The sequence below is a fragment of the Bernardetia sp. genome (assembly GCF_020630935.1).
Taxonomy (GTDB): domain Bacteria; phylum Bacteroidota; class Bacteroidia; order Cytophagales; family Bernardetiaceae; genus Bernardetia.
The window spans coordinates 119,618-143,213 of sequence record NZ_JAHDIG010000002.1; the positions used below are offsets into that span (position 1 = coordinate 119,618).

General features: G+C 32.8%; 24 protein-coding genes. 14 read left to right on the forward strand and 10 right to left on the reverse strand.

Features of this window, described 5'->3' with window-relative positions:
• The coding region (locus tag QZ659_RS01180; protein ID WP_291720630.1) for a type ISP restriction/modification enzyme at positions 1-2,217 on the forward strand (2,217 nt) is incomplete at its 5' end.
• Here the strand turns inward: QZ659_RS01180 and QZ659_RS01185 are convergent.
• Together QZ659_RS01185 and QZ659_RS01190 are read right to left on the reverse strand one after the other, a co-directional pair.
• Entirely contained in the window at positions 2,214-3,107 is an 894-nt protein-coding gene (locus QZ659_RS01185; protein ID WP_291720633.1) for an NAD kinase, read from the reverse strand. The two genes, QZ659_RS01180 and QZ659_RS01185, sit on opposite strands and share 4 nt — an antisense overlap.
• 194 nt (positions 3,108-3,301) lie before the next feature.
• Positions 3,302-4,474 (reverse strand): efflux RND transporter periplasmic adaptor subunit, encoded by a 1,173-nt coding sequence (locus tag QZ659_RS01190; protein ID WP_291720636.1) that lies wholly within the window; start codon positions 4,472-4,474, stop codon positions 3,302-3,304.
• A 422-nt stretch (positions 4,475-4,896) separates the two neighbouring features.
• Here QZ659_RS01190 and QZ659_RS01195 point away from each other — a divergent pair, with 422 nt between their 5' ends.
• Positions 4,897-5,310, forward strand: coding sequence for a DUF4783 domain-containing protein (locus QZ659_RS01195; RefSeq protein WP_291720639.1), 414 nt, complete (start codon positions 4,897-4,899; stop codon positions 5,308-5,310).
• Between the two features lie 131 nt (positions 5,311-5,441).
• Positions 5,442-7,157 carry a hypothetical protein gene (locus tag QZ659_RS01200; RefSeq protein ID WP_291720642.1) on the forward strand — a complete coding sequence of 572 codons (1,716 nt, stop codon included), beginning with the start codon at positions 5,442-5,444 and terminating at the stop codon, positions 7,155-7,157.
• A 32-nt stretch (positions 7,158-7,189) separates the two neighbouring features.
• Here the strand turns inward: QZ659_RS01200 and QZ659_RS01205 are convergent, their stop codons facing one another.
• The 3 genes from QZ659_RS01205 to QZ659_RS01215 all read right to left on the reverse strand — a co-directional run bounded on the left by QZ659_RS01205 (position 7,190) and on the right by QZ659_RS01215 (position 9,175).
• A complete protein-coding gene (locus QZ659_RS01205; RefSeq protein ID WP_291720645.1) occupies positions 7,190-7,987 on the reverse strand; it encodes an alpha/beta hydrolase in 798 nt (265 codons plus the stop codon).
• Positions 7,988-8,002: 15 nt separating this feature from the next.
• Positions 8,003-8,824, reverse strand: a complete 822-nt coding sequence (locus tag QZ659_RS01210) for a hypothetical protein (RefSeq protein WP_291720648.1) — start codon at positions 8,822-8,824, stop codon at positions 8,003-8,005.
• Positions 8,825-8,986: 162 nt separating this feature from the next.
• Positions 8,987-9,175 carry a hypothetical protein gene (locus tag QZ659_RS01215; protein ID WP_291720651.1) on the reverse strand — a complete coding sequence of 63 codons (189 nt, stop codon included), beginning with the start codon at positions 9,173-9,175 and terminating at the stop codon, positions 8,987-8,989.
• A gap of 211 nt (positions 9,176-9,386) precedes the next feature.
• Between QZ659_RS01215 and QZ659_RS01220 the strand changes: the two genes are divergently transcribed.
• The 3 genes from QZ659_RS01220 (at position 9,387) to QZ659_RS01230 (ending at position 12,349) form a co-directional block, all read left to right on the forward strand.
• Entirely contained in the window at positions 9,387-10,301 is a 915-nt protein-coding gene (locus QZ659_RS01220; RefSeq protein WP_291720654.1) for a toxin-antitoxin system YwqK family antitoxin, read from the forward strand.
• A 71-nt stretch (positions 10,302-10,372) separates the two neighbouring features.
• Positions 10,373-11,515 (forward strand): hypothetical protein, encoded by a 1,143-nt coding sequence (locus QZ659_RS01225; RefSeq protein WP_291720657.1) that lies wholly within the window; start codon positions 10,373-10,375, stop codon positions 11,513-11,515.
• Between the two features lie 195 nt (positions 11,516-11,710).
• Positions 11,711-12,349: a hypothetical protein gene (locus tag QZ659_RS01230; RefSeq protein ID WP_291720661.1), complete on the forward strand. Its 639-nt coding sequence runs from the start codon at positions 11,711-11,713 to the stop codon at positions 12,347-12,349.
• 84 nt (positions 12,350-12,433) lie between these two features.
• On the opposite strand, the gene QZ659_RS01235 is transcribed toward QZ659_RS01230, so the two are convergent.
• The gene (locus tag QZ659_RS01235; protein ID WP_291720664.1) at positions 12,434-12,583 is read right to left on the reverse strand and encodes a hypothetical protein; all 150 of its coding nucleotides are present in this window, start codon (positions 12,581-12,583) and stop codon (positions 12,434-12,436) included.
• 216 nt (positions 12,584-12,799) lie between these two features.
• Here QZ659_RS01235 and cobT point away from each other — a divergent pair, with 216 nt between their 5' ends.
• The 3 genes from cobT (at position 12,800) to QZ659_RS01250 (ending at position 14,911) form a co-directional block, all read left to right on the forward strand.
• On the forward strand, positions 12,800-13,849 hold the full coding sequence (gene cobT, locus QZ659_RS01240; protein WP_291720667.1) for a nicotinate-nucleotide--dimethylbenzimidazole phosphoribosyltransferase: 1,050 nt from the start codon (positions 12,800-12,802) through the stop codon (positions 13,847-13,849).
• Positions 13,850-14,074: 225 nt separating this feature from the next.
• Complete coding sequence (locus QZ659_RS01245) at positions 14,075-14,527, forward strand: DUF2141 domain-containing protein (protein ID WP_291720670.1); 453 nt, start codon at positions 14,075-14,077, stop codon at positions 14,525-14,527.
• A 48-nt stretch (positions 14,528-14,575) separates the two neighbouring features.
• Entirely contained in the window at positions 14,576-14,911 is a 336-nt protein-coding gene (locus tag QZ659_RS01250; RefSeq protein WP_291720673.1) for a HesB/IscA family protein, read from the forward strand.
• 60 nt (positions 14,912-14,971) lie between these two features.
• Here the strand turns inward: QZ659_RS01250 and QZ659_RS01255 are convergent, their stop codons facing one another.
• Entirely contained in the window at positions 14,972-15,328 is a 357-nt protein-coding gene (locus tag QZ659_RS01255; protein WP_291720676.1) for a DUF4870 domain-containing protein, read from the reverse strand.
• A gap of 187 nt (positions 15,329-15,515) precedes the next feature.
• On the opposite strand from QZ659_RS01255, the gene QZ659_RS01260 reads away from it, so the two are divergent.
• Positions 15,516-17,465 (forward strand): DUF3857 domain-containing protein, encoded by a 1,950-nt coding sequence (locus tag QZ659_RS01260; protein ID WP_291720679.1) that lies wholly within the window; start codon positions 15,516-15,518, stop codon positions 17,463-17,465.
• 45 nt (positions 17,466-17,510) lie between these two features.
• On the opposite strand, the gene QZ659_RS01265 is transcribed toward QZ659_RS01260, so the two are convergent.
• Positions 17,511-18,866 (reverse strand): NAD(P)/FAD-dependent oxidoreductase, encoded by a 1,356-nt coding sequence (locus QZ659_RS01265; RefSeq protein ID WP_291720682.1) that lies wholly within the window; start codon positions 18,864-18,866, stop codon positions 17,511-17,513.
• A 277-nt stretch (positions 18,867-19,143) separates the two neighbouring features.
• Here QZ659_RS01265 and QZ659_RS01270 point away from each other — a divergent pair, with 277 nt between their 5' ends.
• Both QZ659_RS01270 and QZ659_RS01275 read left to right on the forward strand, forming a co-directional pair.
• Positions 19,144-19,950, forward strand: a complete 807-nt coding sequence (locus QZ659_RS01270; protein WP_291720685.1) for an SDR family oxidoreductase — start codon at positions 19,144-19,146, stop codon at positions 19,948-19,950.
• A 20-nt stretch (positions 19,951-19,970) separates the two neighbouring features.
• A complete protein-coding gene (locus QZ659_RS01275; protein ID WP_291720688.1) occupies positions 19,971-20,639 on the forward strand; it encodes a hypothetical protein in 669 nt (222 codons plus the stop codon).
• 31 nt (positions 20,640-20,670) lie between these two features.
• Here QZ659_RS01275 and QZ659_RS01280 read toward each other — a convergent pair whose 3' ends face one another.
• Positions 20,671-21,105: a DoxX family protein gene (locus QZ659_RS01280; protein WP_291720691.1), complete on the reverse strand. Its 435-nt coding sequence runs from the start codon at positions 21,103-21,105 to the stop codon at positions 20,671-20,673.
• 89 nt (positions 21,106-21,194) lie between these two features.
• On the reverse strand, positions 21,195-21,653 hold the full coding sequence (gene aroQ / locus QZ659_RS01285) for a type II 3-dehydroquinate dehydratase (protein WP_291720694.1): 459 nt from the start codon (positions 21,651-21,653) through the stop codon (positions 21,195-21,197).
• A 150-nt stretch (positions 21,654-21,803) separates the two neighbouring features.
• On the opposite strand from aroQ, the gene QZ659_RS01290 reads away from it, so the two are divergent.
• Both QZ659_RS01290 and QZ659_RS01295 read left to right on the forward strand, forming a co-directional pair.
• Entirely contained in the window at positions 21,804-23,297 is a 1,494-nt protein-coding gene (locus tag QZ659_RS01290) for a phytoene desaturase family protein (RefSeq protein ID WP_291720696.1), read from the forward strand.
• A gap of 4 nt (positions 23,298-23,301) precedes the next feature.
• Entirely contained in the window at positions 23,302-23,589 is a 288-nt protein-coding gene (locus QZ659_RS01295) for a hypothetical protein (RefSeq protein WP_291720699.1), read from the forward strand.
• Positions 23,590-23,596: the final 7 nt, after the last annotated feature.

A 23,596-nucleotide genomic window follows, 5' to 3' on the forward strand; every position in this document is an offset into this window, starting at 1 on the left:
GAAGAATACAAACTAGATTTTATTCCATTCATTCAAGAACAAATAAATAAGAATCCATCTCAAAAAATTTGGTGCAATGAGAGTCAGATTTTAAAATCATTAGAAATATATCAAGAAGCATTTAAAAAAAATACACTTTTTGGCACATTTGATGAATTTTCTGATTTGCTTTTGGCTTTTTCTTCGCAAAATGAAACGTCTAATTTTGCTATTCAAAACAAGAAACCTATTTCACAAGTCGGAATTTTTGGAATTTCAGATAATTCAGAGCTTTTACAGAAGATAGAAAACTCATTTTTTGATTTAATCATTTTAGATACAAACCATCAAAATTTTCATTCTAGTAATGAAGTTTCATTTTTTCAATCGCTTTCTAAGAAAGATAAACAGCTTTTCTTATCTATTCAAACAGCATTTAAGCAGCTTTCTAAAAGTGGAATTTTGTTTGTTTTGCTTGATACAAAACAGAAAGATTTTATAGAAAAAAAATCGCTCCATTCGATGCGTCGTTTGTTGGAAGGTTGGTTCGAACGCATAGAAATTTATGAAAATAATGGAGGCTTAGGAATATTTTTCCATAAAAAAACAGAGTTACAACAAGGTGTTTTCTATACTTTATTGAACCAGAATTCAATTCATGTCCAAAATGATTTTGTAGCTAATACGTGGAAGCCAAAGCCAGTTTTGTCAGATTATCAAAAACTAATGGCTGCTAGTTCTATTTTTAAGGTTCATTATAGAGCTATTCCTATACAAAAGATAGAAAATTTTATCGAACTAAATTCAAAAAAAGAAAATAATCTGATTTTCAAAGTAAAGAATTTTATTCAAAATCATAACTATCAAGTTGTAGTATCAGAAGAAAAAGCCAAGGATAAGTTAGAAAAGAAAAAAAATATCTTAGCTTCCAAACTAGCAGAAAACACGCTATTTGAAAAAGATATTGTCAAAATTATTGAGCAAAAAATACAGCAAACGACAGATAAAAAACAAGCTAGTCAAGATACAAAGAAAGAATTATTATACTTCAATGAGAAAAATAGTATAGAAACACAGGTTTCAGTATTTGAATATGGAAAGTGGTATTATGAAAAGTCTATTTTCGAAGAGTCGTATGATTTAGACAAACTGTTTCCAAACAGAAAACAAGGCGAAAATATTTTGATTTTTTGGGCAAATACAGGGAATGGAGGTGAAGTTTGGGCAACTGATAAGCCTGTTCCTTCTAGTTTTTTGAATGAAATTTTGCCAAATGCTTATATTTTCCCTTTTTATATATATGACGAATTTGAAGGAAGGAAAAGAAAGCTAGTCAATTTTTCGAAGAAAACACTATCTAAATTTAGAAGAAGTTATGCAGCAGTCTTTGAGAAGCGAACAGAAAACATAGAAAAAGCTATTCAAACACTGTTTGATTTATCAGATTTTGAATTTTTACAGGTTCATCAAGAATTAGCTTTTGAATTACAGGCTTTATCTAGCGTTTTAGATGAGGATGAGAGCAAAATAGTAAATGAAGTAAAACAAAATTTACATCAGCCCCAAATAATTACATACACACAATTAGAACAAATCAGTAAGACAGTTGAAGAAGTAAAACGGACTTTTGAAAGACTGGAAAATAAAGCCACACGAAATAAGGAAAGCCATCAAACACTAAAAAAATATTTTGAGAATGCTGAAAAAGCTATAGAACAGATAGAAGGCTATTGGCAGAAACTAGAGCTAGAAGAAACAGAAAGTTTTGTTATTCCGACAGAGCAAAATATGACAACTCGCCTTGTGTTGGGATATATTTTTGCTGTTTGGCAGCGAGATATGTTTAGGAAAAAATACAAAGACGATTTGAAAAGTGAAACTCCACGTATTCCTGTTTATAAAGATTTTCATCATTTTGCTAATCAAGGAGAGTTTTTACTACAAAGATTTTTAAAGCAGCAAAAAAACAAGGTTGAATTTGAGGTAGTGGAAGTTTTCGAAGAGAACAACTCTAAAAAAACAAATAAGAAGTCAAAAAACTGGTTTGTAAAGGAAAATAAAATTTGGTATGACAGCACAACATTCCTACAACCTACATCAGAACTCAACTTTGATACATTAAGAGCTTTTAGAGTAGATAAAAAATCATTTTTTGAACTAATTTTGGCTTACTTGAAAAAAAATAAAGTAGATTTGCAGGAAGGAAAACAGATTTTAGAGAATGCTCTTTTCTTTTAATAACGATTCAGATAGTTTCGAATGTCATTGCCCCAGTTGAGTTTTTCACGAAGTGTTTTGAGAAAACTATCTCCATCTAAGCGAACCATTTTGCAAGTATAATTACATTTCCTAACAGCAAGTTGAACATTGCTATCTACCTTACGAGAACGAGAATCTAAAGAGACTAAAAAGTTTTTGCTACGTCCTTCAATTTCAAAAGCAATCACACTTTCTGTCGGAACAATCAGAGGGCGCACATTCAAATTATGAGGGCTTACAGGAGAAATAATAAAGTTATTAGACTGTGGAACTACCACAGGACCACCAACACTTAGAGAGTAGCCTGTTGAGCCTGTCGGAGTAGCTACAATAAGCCCATCTGCCCAATAAGAGTTCAAATATTCACCATCAATGTACGTATGAACCACAATCATAGAAGATGAATCTCGTTTCATAATGGCAAATTCATTGAGGGCAATGTTTACACCTTTAAATAAATCTCGGTCAGCTTCTAGTTCTAGCAAAATGCGCTCGTCTAGCTCATAATGTCCAGCCATTAGGCTTTCTATTGCGCTATGAATTTGTTCTTTTGAAGTCGTTGCCAAAAAGCCCAAACGCCCTGTGTTGATACCCAAAATTGGAACATTTTGATGCTGTACAATAGTAGCTGATTCTAAAAAAGTACCATCTCCACCCACAGAGAGCATTAAATCCACACCTATAAGATGATGGGGGGCAGAAAAAACTCCTACAATATTGGGACGAAAATTAATAGAATGAAGAAGCCTATCAAAGTCTTTTGAAATAATAATTTCTACTCCATAATTTTCTAATTCTGTAAAAATCTGTTTGATAAAAAACAGTTTACTCTCTGCAATATCTTTACTGTGTATGGCTACTTTTTTCAAAATGAAACGGAATAAAGCGAAAATGAATGAAACGAACAGTTAAGATTCTAAATTAGCATTAAATAAACTGGTTTACAAAACTTTCATCAGTAGTTTTTATAATTGTCCATTTATAAATTATCAACTGAACTTACACAACGTGCTGCTCTGTGTGGTACAGGAGACTAATCTGCGTAAGTCCAGTTATCAATTACTTATTGTGGTTTCTTGATTTTATCATTTACATTCAAACCTTTTACAACTTCTATATTTATTCCATCGGAAAGCCCAAGAGTAAGATAGCGTTTTTCAAAGACATTATCACCTGTCTGTACTTCTACATACATAGCATCAGTTTCCTGATTAGAATTTGAACCTTTATTTTCTGTTTGAGTAGAATCTTTTGAAGTTTCTTTAGTTTCGTTATTTTTTTGTGTTTCGACTTTTTTATTAGAAGATTGTAACCACGCCTCTTCAATTACTATTACGCCATCTTTTCTTTCCAAAACAATATCTGCATTGGCACTATAGCCAGCACGAATAAACTGGTTTTCTTTGAGCTGAACATCTGCTTTGATTGGAAATTTAATTGCTCCTTCTTCTTCTATACCTTTTGGTGCAATAAAATCTAGTTCTGCATCAAACTTCTCATTGTCTATTGCTCCAATCGTCAAGACTAAGTCCATTCCTTTTTTGAGTTTTCCTACTTCAGCCTCATCTACCATACCTTCAAAAATCATATTGTTTAAGTCTGCAATCGTTGCAATCGTCGTTCCCTCATTAAATGTGTTGCTTTCAATAACATTTGCTCCTTCTTTTACTGGAACATCCAAAATAACTCCACTTGTAGTGGCTTTTACAAGGGTAAGCGTACTAGACGAACGGCTAGAAGTTCCTTCACGAACAATAATTAGACTTTCTGCTGCTGCACTCACTTGGTTTTTTGCCAAATCATAATCATCTTTTGCCAGCATATACTCACGCTCTGCAATAACACCATCGTCAAAAAGCTGCTTTTGACGTTTCATTTCACGCTCACGCATTTCTAATGTTATCTTTGCTTGTTCTAAATTGTTTTGGACATTTGTGAGGTTGGTCATGTTAGGAATGACTTTTATTTTGGCAATTACATCTCCTACTTTTACTTCTTGACCTGCTTCAAAGAAAATTTTGTCTATAATCCCTGAAACAGCAGGCTTTACAGCCACTTCTTTCAAGGGAACAATAGAACCTGTAGCAACTGTTTTTTTAATGATAGAATCTTTTCTTGGCGAAACTAATTCAATGTTTTCTTCTACTTCTTCATTCTGATTTAGAAAGTAATATACTACAAAAGCACCCATACCGATTAGTATAAGAACAAACAAAACAAGAAAAATTTTTTTCATAATAAGGTAAATAGATTGTAGAAAGTGACGTGCAGTTTCCTAAATGTTTAAAAAATAACAACATGTTTAGGGAGCTAATTTACGTAAAACTTCATCTTATACAAGAAAATAAGACTGCTAAAAGGCGTTAAAAATTAAATACCCTAGACTTAGCAAAAAACAATTTATTGATTGAACATAAATATATTTTTTACGGTTAGGCATGTCATTAGCTTTATATAAGAAATTCTTTTTATTGGCACTATTTTAGCAAATCTTTGCATTAAGAGTAGAAGTTTAAAATTATTTGTTCTACTTACACACAATATACAGCCTTACTTAGAGCTTATAAATTATACCTTTGTAATGTCATTGTATTAGAAACAAACTCAAAATAATTATACAAACTATTCTATTTTAAAAAGCTGCTAAATTTTTACATTATGAAACCATTATTTTTTCTTTGGATAACCTTCGGACTGGTTTGGGGAATCTTTTCTACCTCTCCTACTTTTGCTCAAACGGAAGACGAAGTAATAAATACAGCCAAAACAGCTATTGGAGCAGCTTCTACAAAAGAACTTGTCAAACTTTGTCATGATGCTATCGAAATCGGACTTAGCGACCAAAAGGCAACCTATAGCCAATCGCAAGCCGAATTTGTTTTGAAAGATTTCTTTACAAAAAATCCAGCTAAGAGTTTTGAATATATTCATAAAGGAGCTTCAAAAGAAGGTCTAAAATACGTAATTGGAAAATATGTAGCTACCAATGGAAATACATTCAGAGTATATATTTTAGTAAAATCGACAGATAATGGATTCAGATTAGATACATTAGATTTTAGTAGAGAATAAAAAAATAAATCTTTGTCAGACTGCCCCCTCTCAATAAGATTTTTTTACTAATTTTGACGTGAGTTTAAACCCTAAGGTCTTTAAAAACTTTAGGGTTTTTCAATGTTATAAAAAAACTAAGTTCCTTCAAAATGGCAAAGAAGAAGAAATCTAAAGCAAAAACGAAAGTAGTCTCTAACCCTACACTACAAAAAAATAGTTCTTCAAAAGTTTCTACACCAATACAAAAAAAAGAAGAATCAGAGGCACAAGACCCTAACCTTCTTTTTTCTCCTATTTCTACAAAACTAGCTCTTATCTTAACGCTTGTTGCTGCCTGTTTGTATTTTGCTTTTTCCTTTGTTTCAGAAGGATTTTATCAGCAAGATGAAGCTGTGCATTATGTTTCGATGAAACGTTTTTGGTTTAATCCAAATAGAATTTTGAGCAACTGGGAAAAACCAGGTTTTAAGCTCGTCTATGCGCTGCCTTCGCTTTTGGGAGTTCATTTTGTTACATTTTTTAACTGTCTTTTAGCTGCCTTTTCTGGTTTTTTTGCCTTCAAATTAGCCCAAAAAATAGATGTCAAAATTCCAGCACTAGCTTTAGTTTTTCTTCTGACACAACCTTTTTGGATTGGACTTTCGTTTCGCAATTATTCTGAACTTTTGGCTGCCTTCCTTCTGATTTTGGCTGTTTATCTAAATGAAGACAAAAAATATGCTTTTGCTGCATTAGCTGCTTCGTATATTGTCTTTATAAGACAAGAGTTTTATCCGTTTTTAGCTCTTTATTTTTTCTTTTTGCTCTATAAAAAACAGTGGCTTCCAGCACTCTTGACAGGTGTTTTTCCACTCGTTCATAATTTTTGGGGCTTTGCCATCACAGGTGATTTTTTGTATCTACTCAACCAAGTCTTGAAAACGAGTAGCGAAATAGGTGACCAATATCCACGACAGGGCTTTGAACATTATTTCTTGATGTCTGCTACGGTCTATGGAGGAATTATTATTACTCTCATTGTAGGTTATTTTACACTAAAAGCCTTTCAAAAGAAAATTCCACATATTACAGTTGCCATTCTTCCAACACTTTATTTTTTGATGTACTGCATTTTTAATATTCAGTCTGTTCCGATTGGTCCTGCAACGGCTGGAAACTTACGTTATCTGATTATTGTTGCACCACTTTTTAGTGTAATGGCTGCGCTTACTGTGGAAGAATACAGAAATACAAAAGAGGCTTGGAAAGTAGTTTATGTGCTTGTTCCTATGGCTGCTTTGGTAGGAATTTATATGACCTATCCAGACAATCAGATTATGCTTTTAGATGAAGATTATGCTGCACGAATGGCACAGGCTGGGCGAGCATTTGAGGTAGAGCGTTATTTTGCGCCTCTGATTGCTGTTTTAGGAACGATTGTTTTGCTTATTGTTGGGCTTTCTTTCTCACAAGCTAGAATTGCTTTTGCTGTCTTTGCAATTTTTATGGCACTCATTACACTCAAACCCAAGCTACTCTCAGAGGAAGACTCCAGTGTAAAGAGTATGGCAAAATGGTATGAGAATTTTACTAATCAATACGGAAAAACTCCTATTTTGGTAAATCATCAACTTTTTTATTATTATTTAGATGAAATTCCAGAGAGTTTTGAAATTATGCCAAAATCAATAGATTCTACCACAGTTGCAGAGCTTCCACAAGGTGGACTGATTTTTTGGGATTCGCATTATTCGTATCGTCCAGAGCAGAATAAAGCTATGCTTAATTATAAACATTTCTTAGAAAATCCTCAAAAATTTGATAAAATACATGAGTTTTGGGCTTCTGACAGAACGTTTGTAGGGTTTGTGTTTAGGAAGAGGTAGGTTAAATTGATAATTTTGTATAATTATTTAGTTCAATTTAATAACGTATTTATAGCTTCAATATACCTTTGAGTAAACAAAACAGGATAAGCAATATGTTTTCCGTCATAAATCAAAGACTGATTTGGAGCTTTGCAGTTTTGTTTTACGATTTGATAATGATGAAAAGGAACTACTTTATCCGTTTTGGAATGGATAAACAAAACTTTAACTTGTTCTAAGTATTGTATATCTTCTTTTGCGCTGTATGGAAGCCTAAGACTGTTTTTTACAAAACTATGTTGATTTTTGGGAACAAAGGAAAGTGCAATATCTGATAAAGAACTAATGCCACTATCCAAAATAAGTGCTGAAATTTTACCTTCGTATTTTCTAGCCAAATAAGTGGCAATCTGACTTCCCATTGATACAGCACAAATAATGATAGGCTTACTCACAACTTTTTTATGAGTAATAGCAAAATCAAAAAACAGTTTTCCATCTGATAAAATATTCAAATGAGTAGGCTTACCAGTAGATTTTCCATAGCCTCTAAAATCTACCATAAAAACTTGAAAGCCACTCTCTAAAAGTGGCTCTACGTATTTTATATAACTAGAAACATTACCACCATTTCCATGAAAATACAAAATGGTGGCTTTTGCTTTTTGCTGTGTTGGATAAAGCAAATAAGAAGTTATAGTGTCTTGTTCTACTTTATGAATGAAAGAGTCGTAATTTATAGCATCAAAATCTGTCCAGTTGTTACTTGGAAAATAAAATTTCTCATCAAACTGTGCATATAGTGTTAGATGAATAACTAGAAAAAATGGAACAAGCAGAAGTTTCATAATTTATCATTGAATCTACATCACATCCACAATTTTGGCATAGACATCGTCCCACAGAAAGGCTTTCATTTCTCCAGTATGTAATCTCAAAATAAGCAAATTGTATTTGTCTGTATGGTCGCCAATGCCTAAGCGATAGCCTGTAGCTCTTGTATGAGGATGAAGTCCAAAATCTTTACAGTTGGGAAGAACAGTACCGAGTGCTACAGAGTTAAAATCTGCTGACCTAGAACTGTAAAAAATATTCTCTTTGAGTGTATTTATAATATTGGGATTATTGAGCTTGAGAGTTTCTTTATCGTACATTTGCTCGGGGTTGGTGTTGAGTAGGTCTTTTATAGCCTCATCTGCACGTCGCTGTCTTTCTTCTTTAGCGTGTATTTCTGCTAATGCCATTCCTATTCTCAGCTGATTCATAAGAGCTGTTTCTCCTTTTAAGTCTTCTTCTTTTGCGCCGTAAGCAGTACGCCAACGAATGTTTAATCTCAAATGACGACGTATATCTTCTAACATTCTGAAACGCCCTTCTAATTCTTCAGGTTCAAGACTTCCTACATTGGCAGCAGTAACAGCATAAGGAGTATATTCAGATTGAAGTTGTGCTAAGTTTTTGGTAGGACGAATGAGACGACGATTAGAGTCTAATGGAGAAATTGTTGAGTCTGAAATGACGATAGCTTCGCTTAACTCAACATTCATAGTAGAATCATTTTCTTCATAGTTATCTTCTGTAATAACAATTTCTAAACTGGTAGAATCTTGCTGTGCAAAACACACAGAATTGCTTATAAAAAGCAATAGAAAACTAAAGCAAAAAAAAGTAAATAAGAATTTCATAGTTAGATAGGATTGTTTATTTGACAAATATCTCATGTAGAAAGATAATTGTCTTGGGTAGGTGTGTTCTTTATGAAAAGAAAATAGTAAGTATTTCTTGTTTATAGCGCAAATTTAATGCAAACCTTTCTAATAAAGCAATCCTATAAAGTGTTTTATTTCTTATACTTCCTCAATGTATTCTTTAGATAAAAGTAAACCACCCAAAAGCATTAATCCGACCGAACTACCTTTCAATATTCCATTAAGTAGGTCTGGAGTAGGTGCGTAATATTGACAAATGAAGCTAAAAAGGAGAAGTAAAGCCCCAGTGATGATGAGTAGTATATAAGTTTTATTAAATCGTTTCATAGGTAAAAGGGGATATTCTGTAAATAGTAAAAACTTATCTTTGATTATTCATACGTTTGAAGGGTGTAATAAGTTTCAATAAAATCTTTATATTGTACAATAATTTATTAGTTGTTAAAGTCTAGCTCATATAGTAGTAATAGGTGTAATTTTTGTAAATTTACCACTAAAAGAATCAATTTATACATTAATAAAAAGAGCAGAAAAATCTATGAAATTCAATATAGTTATAGTTCAAACCATTTTTTTAGGGATATTTTTCTTTCTTGGCAGTCAAAATATTATTGCCCAAGATTCTCTTCCCACCGAACTAACAACAGATACAAAGCCAATTATTTTACTCAATGGAGATAAAAAAAATAGAGATGTGGTTAGCAATTCTAGCGAAGAAGGCGAAGCCATGTTATTTTTAGACCTCAAGAAAAATGGTTCTTCTTCTAAAAAGAGAAAGAAAAAAAATAAAGAACCTAAAGGATATTTTTATGGCTTAGAAACCAAACGCATTTTTAGAAAATATGAACAAGGACGAAAAACAGTGGTGGAAACGTTTTATTATCTCAAAGATTTTAGAAACCCAGACCCTTTGGTAGATGTATATTATGTTTTTGATATTCAGTCTGAAAAAATAAAAACCTTGCCTCGTGTGAGTAGAGATAATCACTTGATTTTACACGGTCCGTATGAAAGAAAAGAAAATGGAAAAGTAGTAGAGAGTGGAATTTATTATGCAGGAACAAAACACGGACGTTGGGAAAAATATCATTCTAGTGGAGTACTGACAGAAAAAGAAATTTATCACAGAGGTTTTCCAAAAAACACAAGATTTGTCTATTACGACAAGAAAAAAACAAAAATCAAGGAAATAATTCCGATGAAGAGCAACTATATTCACGGACATTATATTCTCTTCTATGAGAGTGGAGCGATAAAGGAAGAAGGAAATTACCAGTACGGAAGAAGAGTAAAACGTTGGATGAGTTATTATGATGGAAAAGGAAAAAATGCAAAAGGACAACGCCACATAGAAACCCAATATACAGAAGACCCTTTTGATAAAAATGTAAAACCTTATGTACGAAGAGAATGGGACGAGAAAGGAAAATACATAAGAGACAACAGGAACTAAATAAATGGACAGTTAAGAATTAAAAATTTATTGCTAAAAGTATAATGAGGTTATTGTTCATCAGTTTTTTATTGTTTTTATTTCCCTTTTTAGTTTTTGCACAAATAGACAATCGTTCTTTTTATTTTCAAAATGAGCGATTGTCTTTTTCTGATTCTGCCAAAAAAAATCAGAGAAAACTCTATATAGAAGCCAATTATTTTGGCTTTCTTAGAAATAGAGAGTATTTCGAAACAATAGCCGATGGTTATACACTTTTTGGTTCACAGTTTCTAACCAAACTTTCTTATTCTTCTGATTCCACACTCAAGATTTCGGCAGGTGTTTTTTTAAGAAAAGATTTTGGAAATGAAGGTTTGAGACAAATCCAACCCTATTTCCAGTTTTTGTATAGAAAAAACAAACATAAATTCATTTTTGGAAATTTAGAAGGTAATTTACAACACAGCTTGATAGAACCATTGTTCAATTTTGAAAATATTATCAATAGAAGGCTAGAAAATGGTGTACAGTATAAGTTTTTATCTAAAAAAACATCTTTAGATACTTGGATAGATTGGGTTACTATGATTTATCCCTATTCAGATTTTGACGAAGAGCTACATTTTGGGCTTAGTACAGAACATCAAGTGTATGATTCTGAAAAATGGAGAGCAACATTTCCTTTGCAGTTTACAGCAATTCATAGAGGTGGGCAAATCAACACCACAGATACGCCTTTAGTTACCATTTTCAATGCAGCCATAGGAAATACTATAACGTATTACTTAGACAGAAGCAAAGAAAAAAAACCTCGCTTGAAACATATAAAAACACAACTTTATGGAACATTTTTTTTAGATAATTCTTCTATTCCAAGTTTTGAATTTGAAAACGGAACAGGAATCTATGCCAATGTAGAATTTGCTACACGCAAGCATCAGTTTATGATTTCGTATTGGAGAGGACAAGAGTTTGTAGCTCCTTTAGGGGGAGATATTTATAGTTCTGTAAGTCGAATTTTTGACCCAAACACAGAAAATCAGCCATTGAGAAACCTAATTGTCTGCCGAGTCTTGACTAACTTTTCAATTCCGAATATAGCAAAAGACGAGGCAAATATTATTTTTCGTCTAGCTCCTTTCTACAATTTAGAAACCCAAGAACTCAATTTTAGTGCAGGACTGTACGCTACTTTTTCTACAATGTTTTTACTCAGAAATTTTAGAAACTAATTTCTTATATTCTTTGATAGAACTAAGCAACTTTATTGATAATTCTTACGTTTTAACAAATCTTATGCTTTTATTATTTATTGGTAGCAAGACAATATTGTATTTGTTCTTTTTTAATTAGATTAAGCAAATAGAATTTTACATCTAAACTATAAGATGCTACCAAATTATTATTATTTCAACCCAAAAAAAAATATGAATTCCTTGAAAAAAGCCGTTTTTTTAGTTATCTGTTGTGTTAGTTTTTCTACGCTCTCTTTTGCTCAAAATAAAAAAGCAGATGCTCTAAAAGATAGAATGGCACAAGAAGTCTGTGATTGTATCTCTAGTAGTGATGTAGATTTTGAAGATGGAGAAGCACTTAAACTAAAACTTGGTTTGTGTTTGATGCAGTCTATAGGTGAAAATCAAAATCAAATTCAAAAAGTAGGTATTGATATTGAAAATGAAGAAAATATCACTCGTTTTGGTGAAGATATTGGGTTAGCAATGGCTACAAAGTGTCCTGCTGTTTTTATGGGGTTTGCTAAAAAAGAACTTGAAGAGAAAAGAAAATCTAACAAAGATGAGGAAGTAAAAGTACAGGCTCTGACAGGGACAATTACAAAAGTAGAAGAAGAAGCCTTCGTAACTATAGTCGTTAAAGATGAAGAGGGGCGCTCACACAATATGCTTTGGCTAGAGTTTTTTGAAAATTCAGAGGAGCTAAAAGAAAATTATTCGAATCTTACAGGAAAGGATGTAAGCATAGAATATTATGAAAAAGAATATTACAATCCTAAAATTGAGGATTATGTAAAAGTTAAGGTGCTTAGAAGAGTAGATTTCGAATAATTTATAGATTTCTAAAAATGCAAAACACCCAATAAAATCATTTTGTTGGGTGTTTTTTTACGTAAAAAAATTGCTTTAAATAGATTATCTATACTGATAACTGTTATACTTTGCACGTTTTTTCTTAGCAACACTAGGTTTGGTATAGCAAGCAGAACGCTGACAAGAAGTTGTTACCCCAACAAAAGATAAGAAAACAAAAGCAATAAAAATACGAATGAAAATAGAACGCATAGTAAAATTAAAAGGTAAGTAATAATAAAATATAGATATATCTAGTACTCATTTTATGAGGAAAAAGTTGCTTTTTTTAAAAAAACAAGACATTTATCCATAAAGCAAACCTGTACTTACTAATGAAACTCTTTTTCTTTATTTTTATTGCTAATAAGACAAAGTATTGTATTTTTGAGAGAAATAATAAATTACTTAGTTAATAACTGATTTCTGATGTCTTTATCTTTTTCCATACCAACAATATCTTTAGGTTTACGACCTGATTTACAACGCAAAATTAATCAGAAAACAAAACCTATTGGTTCTCTAGGTAGGTTAGAGGGGGTTGCTCTTCAGATAGGACTTATCCAACAAACGTTGTCGCCCAAACTTACCAATCCTCATATTGTCGTATTTGCTGGAGACCATGGCATTGCAGAAAGTGGTGTGAGCCAGTATCCACAGGAAGTAACCTACCAAATGGTAAAGAACTTTCTAAATGGAGGAGCTGCTATAAACACATTTTGCAAGCAGAACAATATAGAACTAATTGTAGCAGATACAGGAGTAAAAGGCGATTTTGATAAAGAACTTACGCATTTTTTAAACTTAAAAATCTCACACGGCACAAAAAACTTCTTAGAAAAACCTGCTATGAGTGAAAAAGAATGTTTGAAATGTATAGAACAAGGTAGTAATATAGTAAAAGATATTGCTAAAAAAGGAACAAATGTGATTGGATTTGGAGAGATGGGAATTGGAAATACTTCTTCTGCTTCCTTTATTTTGCATCATCTTACAGGAATGAAGCTCGCAGAGTGTGTAGGAAGTGGAACAGGACTAAACGAAAAAGGCTTAGAAAAAAAACTGGCTATTTTGAAACAAGCTAATAGAAAATATCCCAAAAATATGAAGCCTTTAGAAGTTTTGGCTACGTTTGGAGGGTTTGAAATAGCACACATGGTTGGAGCAATGCTGGAGGGAGCAGAGCAAAAAATGGTTGTTTTGGTAGATGGATTTATTGCGACTTCTGCTGCCATGATAGCTCATGCGCTCTACCCACAAGCCAAAGAATATATGATTTTTTCGCATCAGTCAGATGAATATGGACATGCACACATGTTAGAGCATTTGAGAGTAATGCCACTACTTTTGTTAGGCATGCGTTTGGGAGAGGGGACAGGGTGTGCTGTGGCTTATCCACTCTTGAAGTCTGCCGTAAATTTTATAAATAATATGGCTTCTTTTGAAGATGCTAGTGTCTCAGAAACTGTTAAAGGTTAGGCTCAACACTATAAAAAACTATTAAAAGTTATGTGTTTGCAGAGATGAAAATAACATTTGGCTTAATAATAGGGTTGGATATAGAAAATATGAAGGGCTGAATAATTACCCTTTTTTAGAGTACTGGATATGAACAGATATTTGCTGTTTTAGCATAGCGATACCAACAACTTTTTATCTTATGTCTAGTACTCTAATTCTTTTTAACTAACCTAGTTTACTAATATGAAGTTTTCAAATGTTATCATTACAAAACTGTCTTTTGCTACTCTGTTTCTAGCTTTATTTTCTTTCTCTAATATTTCCTTGGCACAACATACGCTTACAGTAGAAGTAACGAACATAGAGAGTGATAAAGGAACAATTATGATAGCTCTTTTCAACGGAGAGGCTGGCTTTCCAAAAGATGAAAAAAAGGCAATCAGAAAAATGAAAGTAGAGATAAAAAATAAAAGAGCAACTATCGTTTTTTCAGATTTAGAGACTGGCAATTATGCTTTTGCGCTCTTTCACGATGAAAATGGAAATAGTGAAATGGACAAAAATATGTTTGGCATTCCAAAAGAAGGTTATGGGTTTTCTACTAACTTTAAACCTACTGTAAGCGCACCAGATTTTGATGAGGCTGCTTTCAAAATAGAAGGTGATATAGTTCAAAAAATAAAGATGATTAATTAATGTATAGTCAAAAGCAAGCCGTTTGACCTACAATATAAATTTTTTTAAATGATTCCAGTTACTATTTCAGAAAAAGCATTTTCTAATATTCAAGCAATTTTAGAAACTAAAAATATTCCGAAAGAATATGGGTTACGTCTTATTGTTCAAGGAGGAACAGGGTGTAGTGGTGTAAACTTTCGCTTGGGTTTTGACAAGAAAAAAGAGGAAGATGAATCCTATTTTTTAGAAAATCCTTCTGATAGAGATAAAAAAATAGAAGTGATTTATCAGAAAAAAGATATGATGTTTCTGATAGGACTAGAAATAGATTTTGAAGAGCGAACAGATGAACAAGGTTTTGTTTTTCAGTCCAAACCACTAGAAAAAGAAACTACAAAATAGTGAAAATAAAAAACGACCAAATTAGTTTTTTGGTCGTTTTGTTGCTATTTACTCTATGATTTATGCACCTACACTTTTAAACCATTCTTGAAAGTGTTCTCCTACAATAGGAATAGGTTTGCGCTCTCCGTTAATAGCACCCATAAGCCCCATTATCCAAAATACGATACCCACTAGAGCAATAAACCAACCTACAAAAGGAATCCAACTGACAGCAATCATGATGAGAGCTAACCCAATCATTTGACGAACATGAAAATTTACATACTCAGATTTGAGTTCTTGGTTTTGTATAAAGGCTATAACTAGTCCTATAATAGTAATATAAGCGATAATGCCATTTGATTTTTCCTTGTCTGAAATAGTCAGACTTCTTTCTTTTGCTGTTTCTATATCTGAAAAGTTTTTTGCTTCCATAATAAAAGTAGTTGTTTTTTAAGTTTGATAAAATAAATTTTGGCTTTCATGTTAAGATACACAAAAATCATCCGAAAAAGCTCATTTTATAGAATTATTTATAAATTTTTTTATAAAACGGCAAATTGCTTGAATGGAATAAAAACAGATAATTATTTCAATTTAGTTTTAATAAATACACTAGCGTATGAAAAATAGTACTCTTAATAGTTGTAAAGTGGTAAGTTATTTATTGTTTTCTTTTCTGCTATTTTTATATGGAGTTGGAGTGGCTCAAAACCAGCTTTTGGATGAATATCGTAAAAATTATAAAAAGGAAAAGGCTATATTTTTATTTAGAAATAAGGAGATAAATATAGATTTTGATACAAAAAAAGATAGTTTTAAAATTGTTTCGAAGATAGAGTCAAGGATATTTCATCTTCGATTACACTCACAGACGTATGCACAGGAAGCCATTACCTATTCAGATTATACCAAAATTTCTGAAATTGATGCTTATTCTTTAGTTCAGACTGTTGATGGAGTACGAAAAAAACAAGTCAATAATTTTCAAACTCGTGATGCTGTTTCGGATGATGTTTTTTATAATGATATAAAAGAAAAAGTTTTTCTCTTTTCTAATATTACGGCAGGAACACAAACGCACCTTTCCTACAAAGAAGAGCTTTTAGAGCCTCGTTTTTTGGGAAGTTTCTTTTTTACCTCCTATATTCCTTCTGAAAAAACAGAACTTACTGTATCAGTAGCTGAAAATATAGAAATTGGTTATCAGCTTTTTGGAATGGACACAAGTAAAATCCGTTTTGTAGAAAAAAAACAAGATAATAGAAAGGTATATACGTGGACATTAGAAAATGCTCCAAAATACATAAGTGAGAAATCATCGCCCAACATTCGATACTATGAACCTCATCTTGTCTTGTTTATAAAAAATAGAACCATAGATAATGAGAAAATAGAACTTTCTTCTTCTGCTAAAAATCTGTATGATTGGTATTATCCATTTATTAAAGAAATAGATACAATAAAAGAGTTTCCCAAACTAGAATACTTTGTGGATGAACTAATAGCAAAAGACACTACACAGTATGCAAAGGCAAAACGTATTTTTGATTGGATTGCAACACAAATACAGTATATAGCTTTTGAAGATGGAGAGAGAGGTTTTCGCCCTGCACATCCTGAAACAGTTTGTAATAGAAAATATGGAGATTGTAAAGATATGGCTAGTACATTGGTTTCTATGCTTAGAGTTGCTGGCATAAAAGCTCATTTTGCTTGGATTGGTTCACGAGATTTGCCATATAGTTATAATCAAACGCCAGTTCCTCTAGTAGATAATCACATGATTGTGGTGGCTACTATAAATGGTAAAAATTATTTTTTAGATGCAACAGGAAGCCAAGAAACTTTTGGAATGCCTTCTTATTTTACCCAAGACAAAGAAGCATTGGTTGCCCTTGATGCTATGAATTACGAAATTATGAAAGTAGGGACAGCTTCTTATTCTCAGAATGTTGTGTATGATAGTGCTAAAGTAAAGATAGATGGAACAAAGGTAGTTGTAACAGGGAATTTGGAACTAAAGGGTTTTCCTAAAACGACAATTACTCCTTATCTTCAATTTCAAGATAAAAAAAGAGAAAGGGAAGTATTTAAGCGTTTTTTAAATCCTCATGAGCCTACATTACAACTTCAAAAAATATCTGTTTTACCAACAACAAGAGAAAAACCTTTACAAATCAATTACGAATATGAAATTCCAAATCACACACAATCTTTATACAGTGAGTTTTATATCAACCTTCATCTAAATCCAGTTTGGCGAAATACAGAAATTGAGGACGACCGAAAAACACCAGTGAGTGCAAACTATAAATTTGAAAAAACACAAGTCTATGTCTTGGAACTTCCAAGAGGAGCAACAGTAAAATATTTACCTAAAAATCAAAAGTATGAATCCGAATATTTTGGATTTTCGGTAGAGTACACTCGTTCTTCACAAGAAATTATTTTAAAACATTCTGTGTATAGCAATTATTTGATTTTGCCTGTTTCAGAATATGAAAAATGGAATGAAATGGTCAAACAACTCCATCAAGCCTACAGACAAAATATAGTTTTGCAACGATAAAATAAAAATGGTTCAGACAATATTACTGTCTGAACCATTTTTGAGTTATACATACAATTCCTCTTTTGCTTTTTTGGATTTTATATCATTGGGAATTATCAGACGGTTGCTTCTATCGTAGGTAAAGTAATTCCAAATCCAACTTGTCAGGATTACTAAACGGTTTTTAAAACCAATAATGAACATAAGGTGTACAAAAAGCCAAACAAACCATGCAAAAAAGCCTTGAAAACTCATCTTGTTAGGCAAATCTACTACTGCTCGGTTTCTTCCAACAGTTGCCATACTTCCTTTATCAAAATATTTAAACGGTTTCATTTCTTTTTTATTCAATAATCTGTTTAGATTATCGCCAAGAGTCTTTCCTTGTTGCATAGCTACTGGTGCAAGCATTGGAAAACCTTCAGGATGTTCTTCTGAAACCATAGCAGCAATATCACCAAGAGCAAAAATAGTATCAAACCCCTTTACTCTGCTAAACTCATCAACAATAATTCGGTTTCCTTTAAATATAACTTCTTCTGGAAGTCCTTTGATAAGATTTCCTGTAACTCCTGCTGCCCAAACGAGTGTAGTGGAAGGCAAAGACATTCCGTTGGAAAGCGTTACAGTATGTCCATCAAAATCTTTTACACTGACTTCTTTCCAAATCTGAACAGTAAAATCTTTTAAATATTCTTCTGCCTTCTTACTGGCATTATCTGTCATTCCATTCAAGAGCTGACCTCCTGCTTCCACCAAATGAATTTGCATTCTTCTAAAGTCTAGCTCTGGATAATCTTTTGGCAAAACGTGTAACTTCAATTCTCCTAATGCGCCTGCTACCTCAACCCCTGTTGGACCTCCTCCCACAATCACAATGTTCATTAATGACTGCTGCTCTTCAATGGTTTCGGCAAGCTGTGCCTTTTCAAAATTTCTCAACAAATGATTTCGAATAGCTAAAGCCTGTGGGACTTGCTTTAAGGCAAATGCTTTTTCTTCAATGGATTTATTGCCATAAAAATTGGTTTTTGAACCATTGGCAATGACTAAATAATCGTAACGAAGCGAACCAATATTTGTATCAACTGTATTTTTTTCGTGATTAATTTCTGTAACAGTTGCTACTCTAAAATAAAAATCAGATTTATTTTTATTGCTTTTCAAAACCTTACGCAACGGTCCTGCGATGGCATCTGCCTCTAAGCCAGCTGTAGCTACTTGATAGAGAAGAGGTTGGAAGGTATGAAAATTATACCTATCAATCATCACAATTTGAGCATCAAGAGAGCGAAGTTTTTTGGTCAGTTCTAATCCAGCAAATCCACCTCCAATAATTACGATGCGAGGTTTGTTAGCTGTTGGAATATGTAATTCGGATGTAAAATTGAGTTCTGAAGAGGTGGCAGGGACTAACATAATGAGTCGGTTTTTATTGAAAAGTTGTTTTAGTAGTTGGTCTGTGTCTTTCTGCTTACTTGAACGTAAAATAGCCTACTTAGTTTAGAATTATTCTAAAAATAAGATTATACCAAAATAAAAACTAAACTATACCTAAAAATCGTATCGGTACTGCCCTACTGGGCTGACCTAACTTAGAATAAGGTCAAAATAAAAGGGCAAAATAATTTTTATATTGGTATTATGTTGCTGCTATTTTTTTGACTAAATTGAATCTAAAATCAAATACTGATACATGACCTACTTCAAAAACAAAATTATTTGGATTACAGGAGCTTCTTCAGGTATTGGAGAAGAGCTTGTTTATGCGCTTTCTAATCTGAATCAGAATACAAAAATTATCATTTCGGCAAGGCGAACAGAAGAACTAGAGCGAGTGAAAAATACTAGCCAAAATAAAGAAAATATTGCTGTTTTGCCTTTAGATTTAGCAAAATCTGATTTTGAGCAAAAAACGGCAGCAGCCATTTCATTTTTTGGGAAAATAGATATTCTAGTTCATAATGGAGGAATTAGTCAGCGTTCCTATATCAAGGATACGAAAATGGAAGTCTATCGCAGAATTATGGAAGTCAATTATTTTGGTTATGTTGGACTTACGCAAGCTATCTTACCTCATTTTGTAGAGCAGCAGAACGGACATTTTGTAGTGATAAGTAGCGTTTTGGGAAAGCTCTCTACACCTATGCGTGGTGCGTACGCAAGTTCAAAACACGCTCTGTATGGTTTTTTTGATGGACTTAGAGCCGAATTTTATAAGGATAGCATCAAAGTTACGATGATTGCCCCTGGTTTTATTCGCACTAATGTAGCCATCAATGCACTTACAGAAAGTGGAGATAAGTTTGCTAAAATGGGTAAGAATACTGGCAAGGGTTATCCTGCTGATAAGTGTGCCTCCCAAATTTTGAAAGCTATCAAAAATCAGAAGAAAGAAACGTATGTAGGCAAGCCGTTTGGTAAGGAGCGTTTAGGACTTTATGTAAGACGATTTTTCCCTAATTTATTCTTCAAAATTGCTAGAAAACAAGCTCCAGAGTAGAAAAATTAAATAATGTTAGTATGAATTTTTTTAGTTGGTTTAAAAGTAAAAAAACACAAAATATAGACAAAAGAGAAAAGGAATTAGAAAAAATTGAGTTATTACCCAATGTTTTTAATGAGGTTTCAGAGCGTCAGTTTTTTGAAGAAGTTAATAAATACTTTGACCTTCAAAAGTATGGAGTGGGGGCTTACAATGATGAAAAGTTAGAAATATTTATAGGAGATTTATATAGTTCAAGTGAAATAAATCTTGCTCAAAATGTGTTAGTTGTTGGAAATATTAGAGCAAAATGGATCAATTTAACATCAGAAAAAATCATTGATTCAGGTGGTTATTTGTTTGTTACTGGTAATCTAGATTGTGATTATTTTTCTAATGATTTTAATAAATTTGTATTTGTAAATGGCTCTTTGATAGTAAAGAAAATTTTAAATACAGAGTTTGAAGACTCTTGTTTGGTAGTTGGTAAAGACTTAGTAACAGAGTATTTTCATGGAATTGACATTTGGGCAGAAGTAGGTGGAAGTATTGATATAAATTATGGATGGGGATATTGTAGAGATTTTGATGGAAAAAATGTCTTTCCAAAAAATGATATTATGACATCTTTAGAATTTCTTGGCATAGATAAGGACTTTGGTACGGAGCAGATGAATGAACTAATAAGTAAAGCTAAGGGAAAATAAAAATTATTTTCGTCCTCACAAGCAATATGATTTACGAAATTCCCCCACTCAAAATATAAACTGAAATTACACACAGAATAAAATAATTTACCAAATCAGCAGCTCCTTCATAATCTTTCACTACACGCTGTCCGAAAAAGAGCATCGTAATATTAATGGTAGCTAAAATAGCTCCCAAATACGCCCATTTAACAGTTCCCAAAAATAACGCAATTACGCCCACACCACTAAAAACCCCAGCAGCCACTTCTACAATTGTAACGATGACCAAAAGAGGAGTTACAGGTTTTTCCAAATATGAGCCTTTAAAATGGTCGACGAGCCAAGCCCAGTTTTCATCCCAACGAAAGACTTTATTAAATCCAGATTGTATGAACAAAATAGCCAAAAAAAGCGAGCAAATGACTTGTAAAAAAAACTTGCCCTCTGATGGATTGGTAAAAAATGAAATAGTATCTAATAACATAAAGTCCTAATTATAGATGGTAAATGATTAGTGATAAATTATGAAAGTTCGTAATTGACTTCGTCGTCTTTCAGTTGGCTACCTATCGGTTAGCTTCGCTGATTTTCAGTTCGTAATTCATTGATAAAATATTCTATTCCCAAACGATAACTTTCCATTCCAAAACCGACGATTACACCGATACAGTTTTTACTCAAATAACTTTTGTGTCTGAACTCCTCACGAGCAAATGTGTTCGAAATATGAACTTCAATAACTGGTGTATTGATACTAGAAATTGCATCTCCAATGGCTACTGAAGTGTGTGTAAATGCGCCAGCATTCAAGACAATTCCAACAATAGTATCATCAAAACCCAGCTCATGCAATTTGTCTATAATTTTGCCTTCGTGATTGGATTGAAAATAACAAAGTTCTACCTCTTTTGAAAAACTGTTTTTTAATGTATCAAAATATTCTTCAAAAGACTGATTTCCGTAAATAGAAGGTTCTCGTTTTCCTAAAAGATTTAGATTTGCTCCATTAATAATCCAAAGTTGCTTTTTCATTTTTGTCAGATATTGGAAAATACTTTATGCAAAAAACAGATTTTAATTGATTTTTTCAAACTTATTTTCAAAAACTTTGTACTAATGTAGCATAGTAACACACGTTTTAGAGCGTGAGATAACAAAAGTATAATTCGCACAGAAAAATTTATGAAAAAAGTAATAGTAATCGGTTCTGGTTTTGCTGGTCTTTCATCAGCTGCTTGTTTGGCTCAAAAAGGTTTTGATGTAACCGTTTTAGAAAAAAATGATTCTCTTGGTGGGCGAGCAAGGCAATGGATTACAGAAGGTTTTACTTTCGACATGGGACCGAGTTGGTACTGGATGCCAGATGTTTTTGAGGATTATTTTGCGCTTTTTGGAAAAAAGGTAAGTGATTATTACGATCTCCGTCGTCTAGACCCTGGATATAGAGTATGTTTTGGAGAAGACGATTTTGTAGATATTCCTGCCTCAATGGAAGAACTGGAAGCTCTTTTTGAAAGCTATGAAGAGGGGAGTAGTGAAAAATTACGTGAGTTTTTGGCACAAGCAAAATACAAATACGAAGTAGGAATGAATGAATATGTTTTTCGTCCTTCACATTCGATTACTGAATTTATTGATTATCGTCTGATGAAAGAAAGTCTGCGTATTCAGATGCTAACTTCTATGAGCAAACATGTTAGAAAATATTTTACCAATGAAAAGCTGATAAAACTTTTAGAGTTTCCTGTATTGTTTTTGGGGGCTACACCACAAAATACGCCAGCCCTTTACAGTATGATGAATTATGCTGATTTGTCGTTAGGAACGTGGTATCCGATGGGAGGAATGAATAAAATCATTGAAGCGATGGTAAGCATTGCAGAAGAACAAGGCGTAAAGTTTGAAACTGAAACGGAAGTGCAGAAAATTGTTACTAAGAATGGAAAAGCGCATTCTGTTTTAACCTCACAAGGAGAGTTTGAAGCGGATTGGATTGTGGCAGGAAATGATTATCACAATACCGACCAAAAGCTACTAGATAAATCTGATAGAAACTACTCTGAAAAATATTGGGACGACCGTACAATGTCGCCATCTAGCCTTTTGTTTTATTTAGGAATAGACAAACGATTAGAAAACTTAGAGCATCACAATCTCTTTTTTGATGAAGACTTTAATAAGCACGCAGAAGAAATTTATACAAGTCCTCGCTGGCCTTCACGTCCTTTGTTTTATGCGTGTTGTCCCTCGCAGACAGATGATGAAGTTGCACCAGAAGGAAAAGAAAATTTATTCTTACTTATTCCGATTGCCCCAGGCTTGCCAGATGGAGAGTCTATCAGAGAAAAATATTACAATCTTGTAATGGAAAGGCTAGAAAACCTGACAGGACAAAAAATCAGAGAACATGTTATTTTGAAGCGTAGTTATGCTTTAGATGATTTCAAATCGGATTACAATTCCTTCAAAGGAAATGCCTACGGACTTGCCAATACGCTTGCTCAAACAGCATTTTTCAAACCGAAAATGAAATCTAAAAAGGTAAGTAATTTGTTTTTTACAGGACAACTGACCGTTCCAGGACCTGGTGTTCCTCCTTCTATTATTTCTGGTCGTGTGGTGGCTGATGAAGTGGCTAAAGAAGCAAAAAAGATTTTTGAAATGATGGAGGTTTAGAAGAATGAACTTTGTTGCTGAAATAAAATCACGATTTCAAGAAGTAAATATCAATCAAACTAACACAGAATCTGTAAGTTTTGAAATTCTGTTTCCAAAATCTGTGGATTCTGTGTTTGTTACCTTAGAGGAAAATGAAAGGTTTGCTGTTTCTTATCCTGCTGTTAAGCAAGACCATAGAGGAAAGTTAACATTGTATCAAGCACATTCTTCTAATATTTTACTAGCAGGAATTCTTTGGATTCTTGAACAGATAGAAAAAAATGGAAAGGTAATGCCAGAGTTTATGTGATATATTT